Source organism: Amycolatopsis thailandensis (assembly GCF_042723255.1).
GTDB classification, from domain to species: Bacteria; Actinomycetota; Actinomycetes; order Mycobacteriales; family Pseudonocardiaceae; genus Amycolatopsis; species Amycolatopsis thailandensis.
The window spans coordinates 22,773-36,972 of record NZ_JBHXJK010000075.1; the positions used below are offsets into that span (position 1 = coordinate 22,773).

Annotated in this window: 15 protein-coding genes; 9 read left to right on the forward strand and 6 right to left on the reverse strand. The window is 68.4% G+C overall.

Annotated elements, in window-relative coordinates:
- Positions 1-25: 25 nt before the first annotated feature.
- On the forward strand, positions 26-982 hold the full coding sequence (locus tag ACFWMR_RS26825) for a LysR family transcriptional regulator (RefSeq protein ID WP_378380357.1): 957 nt from the start codon (positions 26-28) through the stop codon (positions 980-982).
- On the opposite strand, the gene ACFWMR_RS26830 is transcribed toward ACFWMR_RS26825, so the two are convergent.
- Positions 971-1,969 carry a LysR family transcriptional regulator gene (locus ACFWMR_RS26830; RefSeq protein ID WP_378380358.1) on the reverse strand — a complete coding sequence of 333 codons (999 nt, stop codon included), beginning with the start codon at positions 1,967-1,969 and terminating at the stop codon, positions 971-973. The genes ACFWMR_RS26825 and ACFWMR_RS26830 overlap by 12 nt on opposite strands.
- Positions 1,970-2,064: 95 nt before the next feature.
- Here ACFWMR_RS26830 and ACFWMR_RS26835 point away from each other — a divergent pair, with 95 nt between their 5' ends.
- A complete protein-coding gene (locus ACFWMR_RS26835; RefSeq protein WP_378278078.1) occupies positions 2,065-2,832 on the forward strand; it encodes a S1 family peptidase in 768 nt (255 codons plus the stop codon).
- A gap of 88 nt (positions 2,833-2,920) precedes the next feature.
- Here ACFWMR_RS26835 and ACFWMR_RS26840 read toward each other — a convergent pair whose 3' ends face one another.
- The gene (locus ACFWMR_RS26840) at positions 2,921-3,166 is read right to left on the reverse strand and encodes a hypothetical protein (RefSeq protein ID WP_378278077.1); all 246 of its coding nucleotides are present in this window, start codon (positions 3,164-3,166) and stop codon (positions 2,921-2,923) included.
- 154 nt (positions 3,167-3,320) lie between these two features.
- Between ACFWMR_RS26840 and ACFWMR_RS26845 the strand changes: the two genes are divergently transcribed.
- Entirely contained in the window at positions 3,321-3,809 is a 489-nt protein-coding gene (locus ACFWMR_RS26845; protein ID WP_378278076.1) for a DUF6130 family protein, read from the forward strand.
- A gap of 1 nt (position 3,810) precedes the next feature.
- Positions 3,811-4,128 (forward strand): acyl-CoA thioesterase, encoded by a 318-nt coding sequence (locus ACFWMR_RS26850; RefSeq protein ID WP_378380359.1) that lies wholly within the window; start codon positions 3,811-3,813, stop codon positions 4,126-4,128.
- Between the two features lie 501 nt (positions 4,129-4,629).
- On the opposite strand, the gene ACFWMR_RS26855 is transcribed toward ACFWMR_RS26850, so the two are convergent.
- The 4 genes from ACFWMR_RS26855 to ACFWMR_RS26870 form a co-directional block, all read right to left on the reverse strand.
- Entirely contained in the window at positions 4,630-5,145 is a 516-nt protein-coding gene (locus tag ACFWMR_RS26855) for a GNAT family N-acetyltransferase (RefSeq protein ID WP_378380361.1), read from the reverse strand.
- Between the two features lie 238 nt (positions 5,146-5,383).
- On the reverse strand, positions 5,384-6,160 hold the full coding sequence (locus ACFWMR_RS26860; RefSeq protein ID WP_378380362.1) for an alpha/beta fold hydrolase: 777 nt from the start codon (positions 6,158-6,160) through the stop codon (positions 5,384-5,386).
- A gap of 151 nt (positions 6,161-6,311) precedes the next feature.
- Complete coding sequence (locus ACFWMR_RS26865) at positions 6,312-6,959, reverse strand: alpha/beta fold hydrolase (RefSeq protein ID WP_378380363.1); 648 nt, start codon at positions 6,957-6,959, stop codon at positions 6,312-6,314.
- 9 nt (positions 6,960-6,968) lie between these two features.
- Positions 6,969-7,976 carry a hydroxyacid dehydrogenase gene (locus tag ACFWMR_RS26870; protein WP_378380364.1) on the reverse strand — a complete coding sequence of 336 codons (1,008 nt, stop codon included), beginning with the start codon at positions 7,974-7,976 and terminating at the stop codon, positions 6,969-6,971.
- 181 nt (positions 7,977-8,157) lie between these two features.
- Here ACFWMR_RS26870 and ACFWMR_RS26875 point away from each other — a divergent pair, with 181 nt between their 5' ends.
- The 5 genes from ACFWMR_RS26875 to ACFWMR_RS26895 are packed head-to-tail and all read left to right on the forward strand — an operon-like array spanning position 8,158 to position 14,084.
- Positions 8,158-9,486 (forward strand): sugar ABC transporter substrate-binding protein, encoded by a 1,329-nt coding sequence (locus ACFWMR_RS26875; protein WP_378277535.1) that lies wholly within the window; start codon positions 8,158-8,160, stop codon positions 9,484-9,486.
- Positions 9,483-10,439 (forward strand): carbohydrate ABC transporter permease, encoded by a 957-nt coding sequence (locus ACFWMR_RS26880; RefSeq protein WP_093933792.1) that lies wholly within the window; start codon positions 9,483-9,485, stop codon positions 10,437-10,439. The genes ACFWMR_RS26875 and ACFWMR_RS26880 overlap by 4 nt, the downstream gene beginning before the upstream one ends.
- A complete protein-coding gene (locus ACFWMR_RS26885) occupies positions 10,436-11,302 on the forward strand; it encodes a carbohydrate ABC transporter permease (protein WP_378277537.1) in 867 nt (288 codons plus the stop codon). Before ACFWMR_RS26880 ends, ACFWMR_RS26885 begins: the two co-directional genes overlap by 4 nt.
- A 27-nt stretch (positions 11,303-11,329) precedes the next feature.
- Complete coding sequence (locus ACFWMR_RS26890; RefSeq protein ID WP_378380365.1) at positions 11,330-12,628, forward strand: alpha-L-fucosidase; 1,299 nt, start codon at positions 11,330-11,332, stop codon at positions 12,626-12,628.
- Positions 12,629-12,641: 13 nt separating this feature from the next.
- The gene (locus ACFWMR_RS26895; RefSeq protein ID WP_378380366.1) at positions 12,642-14,084 is read left to right on the forward strand and encodes a chondroitinase-B domain-containing protein; all 1,443 of its coding nucleotides are present in this window, start codon (positions 12,642-12,644) and stop codon (positions 14,082-14,084) included.
- Positions 14,085-14,200: the final 116 nt, after the last annotated feature.

The window sequence follows — 14,200 nt, forward strand, 5'->3', positions numbered from 1 at the left end:
CCCCGGGGACGGCCATACTTGGCCGGTGGAAATCGACGTCCGGCATCTGCGCCTCCTCGACGCGATCGCGTCGGCAGGCAGTATCGCGAAGGCCGCGACAGCGCTCGGGCTCTCCCAGCCCGCGCTGAGCGCGCAACTCCACCGGGTCGAGCGGGCCCTGGAGCGGACGGTGTTCGAACGGGACCGCCACGGTGTGCGGCCCACGGCACTGGGCGAGGTGCTCTTGAACCACGCGCGGCGGGTCCTGGTCGCCGCGGACGAGCTCGACCTCGCCATCCGCCGGTTCCATCGCGCGCCGTCCGAGGGTCTGCTCCGGATCGGCGCGCTCCCCACGGTCTTCGCCGAGACGTTGAGCGGCGTGGTCACCGCGGCCGCCCCCGGACGCCCGGTCGAACTGCTCGCGATGACCAGCCGGACCGCGTTGTTCACCGCGCTTCTCGACGGCACGGTGGAACTGGCGCTGTATGTGGACCACCCCGGGCAGGAGATCGTTCCGCCGGACGGGGTCCACCTGCTTCCCGTCGGGACGGAACCGGTCTTCGTGATCGTGTCCCCGAAGCACCCTGCCGCCGGACGCGGCGAGGTTTCGCTGGCGGAGCTCACCGATTCGACCTGGCTGGCGGTGGCGGGCGGGGACGACGAGTTCCACGACCACCTGACCGACGAGTGCGCCCGGGCCGGCCTCGGCACGATCACCGTGCAGGAGCTGGAGCCGATGGTGCTGCGCCAGACCGTCCGGCGTGACGCCCGCGCGGTGGCGCTGGCCCAGTCCCTCGACTCCGGCTCCACGATGCCGGGTTCGGTGGTGGCCCTGCGGGGTGTGCCGCTGAGGACCCGGCATGTCCTGCTGTGGCGCGACGGATCACCCGTCGACGTCTCCGCCGTCCGAAGTGGACTGGTGCACGCGATCACCGAACTGGCCGCCATCCGGCATCGGCTTCCCGAGTGGGCGGCGGCCAACCCAGGCTGGCTAGGCACCTGACCTGGCCTCCTCGAAGGAGTCCACAGTGGTCGTCCACTGTGGATTGTCAGCGAGCCAGGAGCGATACAGGTCCGGGGTCTCCATCACGGCGTGCTGCGCCCGCACGAGCTCTTCCCACAGCGCGCGGACGGCGTCTCCGGCCAGCGGCCCGCGCTCGTGCCAGTACAGCCGGGTGGTCATGCGCAACGGGTTGCCGCGCAACGGCATGATCGCGATCCCGCCGCGGCGGCGGGCCGCGGGCACCATCGGCAGGACTGCCTCGCCCAGCTCGCACAACTGCGCGCAGACACTCGGCGGCAGAGTACGGATCTCGGGCGTGAACCCGGCCGTCCGGCACACGTCGGAGACGTAGCCGGTGAACTCGGTGTCGGCGAGGTCCGCGGTGTCGGCGACGCTCAGCCAGCGTTCACCGGCGAGCTCCTCCAATCCGACCTCGGCGCGGCCGGCGAGCCGGTGATGCTCGGCGACGGCCACGAACAGCGGTTCCACCGCGACCGTCGCCCTCGAGACCTCCGGCGGCGGAGTATGGACGTAACCGGGGAAATCGACCACGACGAGGACTTCGAGCCGGTGGTCGGCGAGCAGGTCCAGCGCCGCCGGGACACTCAGCGCGCCCCGGACCTCGGCCCCGGTGGACAGCACCCGCGGTACGGCCACCGCGAGATTGCCCACCAGCTGGCCGGGGATCCCGCAGATCCGGACGGGATCGGGCAGCGTGCCGTAGCGGTTCTTGTCCAAGGCGGACTCGAGCCGGGCGAGTTCGTCCAGCACGGCGCGGGCGTGGACCACGACCAGCTCGCCCAGCGGAGTGATCCGGGCGCCATGCCGGTCCCGATGGAACAGCGGGCCGCCCGCGGCGCGTTCCGCCCGGCGCAGGCTTTCGGTGACGGTGGGCTGGGTCAGGCCGAGGGCGGCCGCGGCGGCGGACAGTGTCCCCGTCTCGGCGATGGCGCGGACCACCCGCAACTGCCGGAACCCCAGTTCCATAGACGAACGCTATACAAAGCCGGGAGTTCTCCGGAAGCCCTCGCGCGGCGAAAGTAATCCCCGCAAATCCCCTTCAATGTCGAGGAGGACTCCACATGAGACTGCGTACCCTGCTGCGCGTCGCCCTGATCCCGCTGGTAGCGGGCGCGGCGGCGCTGTCCGTGGCATCGCCGGTGGCGGCACAGGAACCCGGGCAGGTCGGCCCGGCCATCGTCGGTGGCGGACAGGCGTCCGGCGACTTCCCGTGGATCGCTTCGCTCCAGGTCAACGGCCGCCATGGCTGCGGCGGATCCCTGATCTCTTCGCAGTGGGTCGTGACCGCGGCGCACTGCATCCCCCAGCAGCAGGGCATGCAGCTGCGCATCGGCTCGAAGACCTGGCAATACGGAGGAACCCTCGCCTCGGCCTCGCGCATGATCAAGCACCCCCGCTACAGCGGACAGGCCGGACCGAACGACATCGCACTGATCCGGCTCTCCCAGCCCGTGCAGAACACCCCGATCCAGATCGCGAGCACTTCGCCCGCGTCCGGGACCGGCGTCACGCTGTACGGCTGGGGCCAGACCTGTCCGCAGCGTGGTTGTGAGCAGCAGCCTCCGGCGAACCTGAAGCAGCTCAACACCCGCATCGATCCGGACAGCCGCTGCCAGACCATTCAGGGTTCCACCGAGCTGTGCGTGTACAGCACGACCAACCAGACCGCCTGTTACGGCGACTCCGGCGGGCCGTTGGTCGTCCAGGGCACGCTGGCCGGTGCGACCAGCCGCGCGGGCCACCAGAGTTCCACGTGCGGCACCGGCGACACCATCTACACCGACGTCACCGCGCATCGTCAGTGGATCGCCTCGGTCACCGGGGGCTGATCTTCGCGGTGCGGTGATCCGGTGATCCGCACCGGGAAGGGGAGCCGGGTGGGTGCGTCGCAGGGACGCCCACCCGGTTCCCGTCCGTTCAGCGCTGGATGCAGTCGAGCCCCAGCCCGAACCCGGTCATCACGTACTGACAGATGTGGGTCGCGTGCACCTCGTCGGTCTCCAGGCAGCCCACCGGGACTCCCAACAGGTCGACGGCGCACGACGCGTAGAACTTGTTCGGGCTGCCGGGAACCGGGTCCGCCGAAGCAGGCGACGCGGCGACGGCACCCGCGGAGACCAAGAGCGTGAAGGTGGCCGCCAATGCGGCGAGACGAGACTTCATCGTGCTCTCCCTTGCTTCCGTCCCCCTGCTCCCTCTGAGATTCCCCATCGCGCCCCGGTTCAGCTGGTGATCACCGGAAAGTGTCACGGCGACGTACAACGATGACGTCGTCCGACGGGCGCCGAGGTCCCGGGGACGCTCCTAGCGTGAAGTCATGCCCGCTCTTGGGAAGTTCGCCCTCACCTCCGCCCTGTTCACCGCCGTCTTGGCCACCGCCGCTTGCAGCGCTCCCCCGCCCGCGCCACCGGTGCCTGCCGCCCCGGCCGCCGTCGCCGCCGACTGGTCGCCCGCTCCCGTGGTGCCGCTGCCCTCGCAGCCTCCGCCGTCGCTGGTCGTGGACGCGCCGCTTCCCGAGCAACTCGCGATGGGCCTGGTCGTGCTGCGGTACCGGGCGGAGAACCTCCGGATCGTGCCGGTGTACGGCCCGGCCGCCCTCGACGTCTCGCCCCGGATCGGCCACATCCACGTGACCGTCGACGACGCGGCGTGGCACTGGGCGGACGGCAGCGGCGAGCCGCTCATCATCCAGTCCCTGCCGGCGGGCCCGCACAAGGTGTGGATCGGACTGGCCGATCCGACGCACAAGATCCTCGACGAGAAGACGGTGAACTTCGTCGTGCCTGTCCACAGTGGACATCATTGAGATGACGGCCTTCACCGTGACCCTGACCCCGCGCCCCGCTGACACCGACTTCAACGGCCATGTCACCGCGATCGCCTATCACGACTGGGCCGACCAGGCCCGGGTCGCCTACCTGCGGCGAGCCGGCGTCACCTTCGTACAGGGCGACTTCGGCCCTGACAAGACCTGGCGCGTCCACCAGCGTTTCCTGCGCTCCGACGGCGTCCTCGCCGCGCGGATCGAGTCGACTTGGGGACTGCTCGACCACCGGACCCGGCGGCTGACCGAGGATCCGCACCACACGCTCAGCGAGCTGGCGACCGATCCCGGCCGCCTTTGAATGCCGAGCAGTATAGGGTGTTATACACGCCGCGTTCCCAATGTCGCATCTGAGACGTTCAGCGTCACTGATGCGACATTGGATGTCCTGTCCGGGCGAAGGTGGCTTTTCCGGACTAGGCACTGTCGTCGCTGATGGCCGGGCCCCCGAGGTCGACCGGACCGGCTGATGGGCGATCGCGGACCTAGTCGAGGTTCACGAGCTTGCGAGCTGCGGCGTCGCGGCTGGTCTTCAGGCCCGCGACCTCCCGAGCCATCCGTTGGCCTGCGCCTCGGTGATCCGGTCGTTGAGGTTGCGGACGATCTCGACCAGCCGAGGGCGGGATTGGGGATCGAGGCGGAGGCTGGGGCAACGGATGCAGGCGTGTTCGTGCCGGCAAGGAGTGCCGTAGGGGCGGCCGCACTCGCCGAGGCTGAGCTTCCTGGCCTGGAAGTGCTGCTGGAACTCGGTCCACTCTTCCTCTGTCGGCTTCGATCCTGTTGTTGGGCTCGTTGGCTGGTGTTAGCTTGCTGTCCGGTCGAGGCTCTTCACGAGGAACCGTGCGGGGTCCGCGATGTCGTGTCGAGTTCCGTCGCTGTCGGTGTAGGTGTAACGATCGAGGTAGCGACGACCGGTTTCTTGGTAGCCGAGTCGCAGGTAGAGGGCTGCGGCCCGGGAGTTTCCGTCCTCAACGCCCAAGCCGATCCAGTGATGGCCGTGATGGCGGGTGATGTCCTCTGCGGCGGCGATGATGGTTGTGCCGATGCCCTGGGATCGGAGTTCGGGTGGCCAGACGTCCAGGCCGTTGAGTTCCGGGCAGTCTGGGTAGTGCTGGTTGATCTCGGGAGCGGAACAGCCTCGCCAAAAGATTTCGCCAGCCCCGACCGGCAGATCGTCCATCCAGGCGATCAAGAACGTGCTGTGACCGTTTTGCTGGCGTTCGAATCGTGTGGCGTGGCGGTCGGGTTGTCCGGGTGTGGGGATGTGCGCGCGCAGCAGCGCGAGATCCTTTTCCCGGCAGGGGCGGACGATGACCATCTATGTCCTTTCCGGACGGCGGCTGACTTCTGCGGCGTAGGTGGCCCAGTCTCCGCTGGTCCTCGGGGCCGCTCCAGCCGTTCTGACTGTTTTCGAGGCTCCGAACGGCAAGCGCCGCTCGCACGCGCTGGACTACTTCGCGCGACGAGGCAGGCCAATGTCAGGTGGCTGGACAGTTGGAGCAGCCCGGCGAGTTCGAACCTCATGCAGCGGCAGTTCTTGAATTCCGAGGCGATTCTCAGACCGGGTGAGTCTGGTCCCGGCTTGCTGCACGAACGATCTTGGCGACGGCGGCGGGTCGGCTGGCGGCGACCTCGTGTCCGGCGTCAGGGAGTTCGTGCAGCGCGGATCCTGGAAGCTTCTGTTGTAGAGCGACGGCGAGATCGTGGCTGGAGAGGCGGTCGTCGGCGCCGCGGATCATGACGATCGGGGCGCTGATCTTCCGGATGTCCTCGCCGGGGTATCCGGTCGCGTTGGTGTCGTCGATCCACATGGCCACGTTCTCCCTGACCAGCCGTTCGAAGTCAGGCTCCGGGTTCTTCGCGATGTAGGCCGCCTCGGAGTACGGGCCATTCTGGTTGCGGTCACGCCACCACTGCGGGGTGACCTGCGACAGGAACGCGCGGCTCGCCTCCGGCAAGGTCCAGTCCGAACCGATTGTGAACAGTGTCCCGACCCTTTCCGGGTGATGCGCGGCGAGTCGGAGCCCTGCGATGCCTCCGTCACTGAATCCCATCACGTCGGCACGCGCGACGCCCAGCTCGTCCAAGACAGCGAGCGCGTCCCGCTCGAGGCGCTGATAGCTCAACGGCACCTCGCCAAGGGTGGACCGTCCGTGTCCGCGGCTGTCCAGGCAGATCACCCGGCGGTCATCGGCAAGGAGGGGCACGAGCTCGGCGAAGTCGGCGGTGCTCCCCATTCCGCCGTGGAGGAGCAGAAGCGGAGGTAACGTCCCTCGCCCGGACAGTTCAACGGAGAGAGAGGCACCTGCGACAACAACGGTTCGTACATCCATAGCGACAACTGTTCCAGCCCCCACTGACATTCATCGCCTGGATGCCAGAAATCGTGTCTCGTCGGCGACAGTGTGGCGCCCGGTGACCGGACGGCCACAGGCACATCCCCTGAGGCTGCCCTTCGCAACGCTCCCTGAACCCCAAGCACGCCTACCCTGGGCCGAGGAACTCCCCCACCACCGCCGCGAACTCCTCCGGCCTGACGGAGTGCACCCGATGCCCCGCGTCCTCGACGGTCACCAGACGGCAGTCCGGGATCAACCCCCGCATCCGTTCCAGCGAGTCGAGCGTGACGTGACTCGACGGGCCACCGCTGACCAGCAAGGTCCGCGCGGTGATCGCGCCGAGCCGCTCCCACCAGCCGGGGTCGGGCGTGCGGAGTTCGGTCATGATCGGGTCGATCAGCCGCCAGTCGAACGGCAGCGGCTCGGACGGCTCCTGCGTGGGTGACAGCGGCTCAGAAGACGCAATAGGAGGAGGCGGGGTGTCCTCGACGACCAGCCGCCGCACTCGTCCGGGCAGGCGCTGGGCGAGCAGCACGGCGACCCGGCCGCCCATCGAGTGCCCGACGAGATCCACCTGGTCCCCGAGCAGTTCGGCGACCGCGTCGGCCATCGTCTCGAGTGTGTACTTCTCCGCATGGGCGCTGTCGCCGTGTCCCGGCAGGTCGACGGTCAGGACACGGCGGTCCAGGCGGGACGCGAAATCGTCCCAAGTGCCGGATTTGCTGCCAAGGGCGTGCAGCAGGACCACAGGCACGCCGGTCCGCGGGCCGGTCTCTCGAAAGGCGAGCGTCACCCCGTCAGGTTAGGCCCGCAGGTGGGCCCGGTCCGGCGCGACGGCGTGCTGCAGCGGCTGGCCGAGCACGAACCGCCGTAGTTCCCCCGCCACGAGCTCGCCCATCCGGGCCCGTTCGGCGCCCAGCGCGCCGGCGAGGTGCGGAGTGAGCACGACGTTCGGCAGCGTGTAGAGCGGCGAGTCCGGCGCGGGCGGTTCGGGCCAGGTGACGTCCAGGATCGCCGTCAGGTCGGGCCGCTCGCCCAGCACGGGAATGACCGACGGCTCGTCGACGACGGCGCCGCGAGCGGTGTTGATCAGTGTCGCGCCGATGCCCATCCTGGCCACCAGCTCCCCGTTCACCAGCCCCTCGGTCTCCGGGAGCAGCGGCGCGTGCAGGCTGACCACGGGGCAGGTGGCGAACAGTTCGTCCAGGCCGACCAGCCGCACACCGAGCTCGGCGGCGCGCGCCGAGTCGACGACGGGATCACTCGCCAGGACTTCCACGTCGAAACCGCGCAAATGCGACGCGACGAGAGCACCGATCTCACCGAGACCGAGCAGGCCGACCCGGGAGCGATACGCCCCGGCGACCCTCGGGTCCGGCGGGTACGCCTTCCGCTCCCGGATCTCGCGGGAGATCCGGTGCACCTGCTTGAGTCCTAAGAGGACCTGGGCCAGGGTGAACTCGGCGACCGGGACGGCGTTCGCGGCCGCGGCGGACACGATCGGGAGCTCGCGCGCCCAGAACTCGGGCGTGGTCAGCGGCCGGACCGAACCGGCGGCGACGAGCACGGCGCGCAGGTCCGTCGCGTGTCCCAAGAGGACGGAGTCCAGCACCGGGGCACCCCAGCCCGACAGCAGGATTTCGACCCCTTCCAGGGCCGCCGGATCCTCCGCCAGCCGCTCTCGGGTGAGCGGCTCCCGCAGGTCCACCAGCGTTCCGATCTCCTTCAGCACCGCCTCGGGGTACACGTCGTCGCGGCGGCGTTCCTCCATCACGAGAAGCGCTGTCGGGCGGTGTTGCAGCTCGGTCATCCCTACCTCCGCCGGCGACCATACATCGGATGCCTGACCCGGTCCACGGACAGCCAGTCCCATACAGAGGCAAACCCTGCCGATTGAAATTCGTAATCATCGGACCATTGACCGGGCACCGGGAAAGCGCTTACCGTCCCTCCGGAGTAGACAGCGTGGTCCACAGTGAACAGGAGAAGCGATGCGGAAAACGCGGTGGATCGGCGTGGGACTCACGGTCTCAGCGCTGGTCCTTTCGGGCTGCTCGGCAGGCCCCGCCGGAACGAACGTCGCGCAGGACACCAAGGCACCCTTGGAACTGTGGACCCGGACGACTCCCGGCGGCGCGGGCGAGCAGGCCACCAAGCGGCTCGCGGAGGCCTTCGAGAAGGCCACGGGATTCAAGGTGCAGGTCACCGCGATCTTCGACGACTTCGAGACGAAGCTGGCCCAGCGCGCCGCCCAGCGCGACCTGCCGGACATCGTGATGAACGACGTCACCCAGGTCGGAACGCTGAAGAGCCAGGGTCTCGTGCGTGAGATCGAACAGGGCAAGATCAAGCACGCCTCGGAGCTCACCGAGCAGGCGCTGAAGTCGAACCAGACCCCGGACGGCAAGCTGTACGGCCTGCCCTACAGCGCGCAGGCCTCGGCGCTGCTGATCCGCAAGGACTGGCGCGAGAAGCTCGGCAAGAGCGTCCCGCAGAGCTGGGCCGAACTGGCGGATCTCGCCAAGGCCTTCACCACCGGCGACCCGGACGGCAACGGGAAGAACGACACCGCGGGGCTGACCGCGACGCTGTCGACCAAGCGGGGCTACGCCTCCTGGTACTTCTCCAACTTCTTGTGGGCCGCCGGCGGCGACTTCATCACCGAAGCCGGTGGTGGCAAGTACAAGCCGTCGATGAGCACGCCCGAATCCGTCGCCGCGACGCAGTGGTTCCGCGACCTCGGCTGCAAGGACAACGTGATCCAGCCCGGTTCGGTCACCATGCCGACCCCGGCGACCAACGAGACCTTCGAAGCGGGCAAGGCCGGGATGTACGTCGTCGGCCCGTACCTGTTGCCGCGCTTCGACAAGTCGCTCGGCAAGGACAAGTACGAGGTCGTCCCGATGCCGAAGGGCGCCAAGAACTCCGACGTCCTGGCCGAGGGCCTGTCGATCTACATGATGGCCGGTTCGCCGAACCAGGCCGGGCAGGACGCCTTCGGTGACTTCGCGATCTCGGCCGACGGCCAGAAGATCGGCATGGAGGGCGAATCGGCCTTCATCGTGCAGCTCCCGGTGAACAAGAACGTCGACATCAGCCAGGTCCGCCCGGACCCGCGCTGGAAGACCTACGCCGAGATCTACGCCAAGTCCGGCCACTACGCGCCGTCCATCCCGAACTGGACGCCGGTCCGCCAGGACACCGCCGACACCGTCAGCGCGCTCGTCGCCGACTGCAAGCTCGACCTCAAGGCGGAACTGGCCAAACTCGACACGAAGCTCACCGCGACCTTGCAGCAACAGGGGATCAGCGCGTCATGACCGTAGATCACGCCAAGCCGGCGGCCGTCGGCGCGGACCGTCCCGCCGTGAAGCGGACGCCCGCGCCGAAGGCCCGCAGGCGCAGCGACCGCGACGGGAAGTGGTGGACGCCGTGGCTGTTCCTGGCCCCCGCCCTGATCCTGTTCGTGTACTTCAAGTTCATCCCGATGATCACCGCGGTGACGATGTCCTTTCAGGACGTCCAGCCGTACCTGGGCAACCAGTGGGTCGGCGGGGAGAACTACAGCACCGTCCTCGGTGACGAGGCGTTCCACTCTGCGATCTGGCACACCGTCGTGATCGCGATCGGCCAGACGGCGGGGTCGATGGTCATCGGCCTCGCGCTCGCCCTGCTGATGGAGGGCCAGAGCAAGCGGCTGAAGTTCCTGCGGTCGGCGGCGTTCCTGCCGGTGGTCGTGCCGATCGCGGTGGTCGCCGAACTCTGGCGGATCATGTACCACCCGACCGAGGACGGGATGCTGAACTCCATCCTCGGCCTGGTCGGGCTGGGACCGTCGGGCTTCATCAACGATCCCGACACGTCGATGGTCTCGGTCATCATCACCGGCATCTGGCGCGGCGCCCCGTACGACATGATGATCTTCCTCGCGGGTCTCGCCGGGATCGACCGCGGGCTCTACGAAGCGGCCACTGTGGACGGTGCCTCGCGCTGGCGCAAGATCCTCCACGTGACGCTGCCGGGCCTGCGGTCGGTGTTCTCGATCCTGTTCGTCCTCGCGGCGATCCGCGGCCTGCGGGTGTTCACCGAGGTGTTCCTGCTGACCAACGGCGGGCCGAACGGCTCCACGGAAGTCGCGATGACCCTGATCTACAAACTCGGACTGGAACAGAACCGGCTGGGCGTCGGCGCGGCGGGAGCGGTCCTGCTGTTCCTCGCGACGCTCGTGCTGACCCTGTTCGTCCAGGTGCTCCGACGGAGGCGAGACGCATGACCGCGGCCAACGATTCGGCGCTCGGCCTCGACGCCGTCAAGTCGCCGGGCGGACGGATCCTGAAGTACGCCGTGTACGCCCTGCTGCTGGTGGTGTTCGCCGGCCCGTTGCTGGCGCTGCTGGTCAGCGCGTTCAGCGACGTGTCCGACCCGACGGCGCTGAGCGTCGTCCCGTCGAGCCCCACTCTGGACAACTTCGGCATCGCGTTCGACCACGGCGTCGGGCTGTACCTGCTGAACTCGTTCCTGGTGGTCGGTTTCGGCCTGCTGCTGCAGGTCGTCATCTCCGTGCTCGCCGGATACGCCTTGGCACGCAAGAAGTTCCGCTTCATGACCTTCGTGCTGGTCGCGATCCTGGCGACGCTGATGCTGCCGGAGGAGATCCTCGCGATCCCGCTGTCGCTGATCCTGTCCGACCTTCCCGTGGTGCACATCAACCTGATCGGCAGCCTGGCCGGGATGATCGTGCCGCTCGGCGCGTGGGCCTTCTCGATCCTGGTGATGACCGAGTTCATGAAGGACGTGCCCCGCGAGCTCGAAGAGGCCGCGCGCATCGACGGCGCGGGCGACCTGCGGATCTTCGCGCAGATCATCCTGCCGATGTGCAAGCCCGCGCTCGGCGTGATCGGTGTCTTCGGCTTCACGATGATCTGGGACCAGTACTTGCTGCCGATGCTGGTCTCGTCCGACGCCTCGACCTACACGTTGCCGCTGGCCCTGCGCACCCTGCGCATCGACGCGGACGTGACGCCCGGCGTGATCATGGCGGCGTCGCTGCTGGCGCTGCTGCCCTCGGTCGCCGCGTTCCTGTTCTTCCAGCGTTCGTTCGTCCGCGGCCTCGCCTCGGGCGCGCTCAAGGGCTGACCCACAAACTCGAGGAGCGATCCTGCAGTGAGTTCCACCGCCTGGTTCACCCACGACCGGCTCGGGATGTTCGTCCACTGGGGACTGTATTCCCTGGCCGCCCGCCACGAATGGGTGCAGAACCGCGAAAACCTGACCGACGAGCAGTACCGGGTCTACTTCGACCACTTCGAACCGGACAAGTACGACCCGCGTTCGTGGGCTCGCGCGGCGAAGGACGCGGGCATGACCTACGTCGTGCTCACCACCAAGCACCACGACGGTTTCTGCCTGTGGGACAGCGATCTCACCGACTTCAAGGTGACGAACACCCCGTACGGCGAGGATCTGCTCGAACCGTTCGTCGACGCCTGTCGCGAAGAGGGCTTGAAGGTCGGCTTCTATCACTCGCTGATCGACTGGCACCACCCCGCGTTCCCCGTCGACGGCACCCATCCCCGCCGTGACGACCAGGAGTACATCGCGGCGCACCAGTACGCCGACATCGCCGAGTACCAGCTCTATCTGCACGGCCAGGTCCGTGAACTGCTCACCCGCTTCGGCAAGATCGACTACCTGTTCTTCGACTTCTCCTACCAGGGCCGCAAGGAATGGTGGGGCGGCAAGGGGCCGGACGACTGGGACTCCCCCGGCCTGCTCGCGCTGGTCCGCGAACTCCAGCCCGGCATCCTGGTCAACGACCGCACCGGCATCCCCGGCGACTTCATCACCCCGGAGCAGTACCAGCCGTCCGGGCCGATGACCCGCGACGGCGTCCCCGTGGTGTGGGAGGCGTGCCAGACCCTCAACGGCAGCTGGGGTTACGACCGCGACAACCTCGACTACAAGAGCCCCGAACTGCTCATCCGGATGCTCGTCGACGGCGTGTCCAAGGACGGGAACCTGCTGCTCAACGTCGGGCCGAACGGCCGGGGCGAGATCGATCCGCGGGCGCACGAGGTGCTCGCCGAACTCGGCCGCTGGATGGACCGGCACGAACGGTCCATCCGCGGTTGCGGCCCCGCCGAGTTCACCCCGCCCGCCGACGGCCGCTACACCCAGCGTGAAGACCGGCTCTACCTGCACCTCTTCAGCTGGCCGATGAACCACGTCCACCTGCCCGGTCTCGCCGGACGGGTGCGCTACGCCCAGTTGCTCGACGACGCCTCGGAAATCCGGGTGGTGCACACGGAGCCCGGGCAGACCGCGCAGAACACCCAGATGGGCGGGCAGCCGGAAGGCACGCTCACCCTCAAGCTCCCGATCCGGAAACCGGACACCCCGGTCCCGGTGATCGAGCTGTTCCTCACCAGCCCCGCCGCCGCGGAAACCCTCCCCACCGATTGAGCACGGAGGCATCATGGATCGCAGAAGGTTCCTCACCGGCGCCACTCTCGGCGCCGCGCTGGTCACCGTTCCCTGGGTCACCGCCGGAACGGCGTCGGCCAAGCCGCACGGGCTGTGCGCGCTGAACGTCAGCTCGCTGACCGAACTGCAGAACGCCATCAATTCGGCGGCCGCGGGCGCGGTCATCACCGTGAACAACGGCACCTACACCGTGCCGACGGGCAAGCCGATCAGCATCAAGGGCAAGCGCGGCACCAAGGACCAGCCGATCACCATCGTCGCCCAGTCCACCGGCGGGGTGACCCTGAACGGTGAGCAGAGCTTCGTCTTCGACGACTCCACCGGCGTCACGATCAGCGGGTTCAATCTCCGGCAGAGCACCACGCTGGAGATCCCGCCGAACTGTTCCCGGATCCGCCTGACTCGCAACGATCTCCAGTTCGCCGACATCACGGACCTGCACTGGGTGATGGTCCGCGCCGACTACAGCAAGATCGACCGCAACCACTTCCACCACAAGACCACGCTCGGCGTCATGCTCTGCATCGAGGGCGCGGACGAAGACAAGATGGCGGTGGGCGTCCACGTCCTGCGGAACTACTTCTCCGACCACACCTTCGCCGGGGACAACGGCGGCGAGCCGATCCGGCTCGGCGTCAGCCCGCGTGCGCTGAGCACCGCCGGCGCCACGGTGGAGTACAACCTGTTCGAACGCGCGAACGGCGACCCGGAGGCGATCTCGGTCAAGTCGTCGGGCAACTTCATCCGCAACAACACCATCCGGAACAGCCTGGGCGGCATCGTGCTGCGCCACGGGAACAAGACCGTCGTCGAATCCAACTTCATCCTCGGCGGCAAGGAAGGCATCCGGATCTACGGCAACGACCACAAGATCCTCAACAACTACGTCGCCGGGCTGTCCAGCAACGCGCTGGTCGTCGGCAGCGGCTCCGTCCGGGACCACTTCCCGGGTGAATCGAAGGAATCGCGGCGCGGCAACGACGCGGCGGACCGCGTGCTCATCGCGCACAACACGCTGCTGAACAACAGCAGCACGCTCTCCGGCGAGACCAAGCGGACGATCGAACCGCGCGACTGCACGATCTCGGACAACCTCTTCGTCGGCGGCAACGGCGACCTGGTCGCGATGAGCACCACGGGCAACTTCACGTGGTCCGGGAACATCCTGTGGGGCTCGGCCGGGAACGGGAACATCCCGGCCGGCGCCTTCCAGCGGGTCGACCCGAAGCTCGTGCAGGGCACCGACGGCGTCTCGCGGCTCGCCGCGGGCAGCCCCGCGATCGACGCGGCGACCCTGTCGCCCGCACCGGTCACGCTGGACATCGACGGTCAGTCCCGCGGCAGCAAGCGTGACGTCGGCGCCGACGAGTACTCGACGGCCGCCATCGCGAACCGGCCGCTCACCACCGCGGACGTCGGCCCCGGCGCGGCGTAGCCAAGCGGTCGACATCCAGGCGGTCGACAACAGAGCCGGGGGGAAGCCGGCGGCAGCCCCCCCCCGCGGGGGCCCACCCCACCCCCCAGGAGGGACCAAGCCCCAGCCCCCCCCCC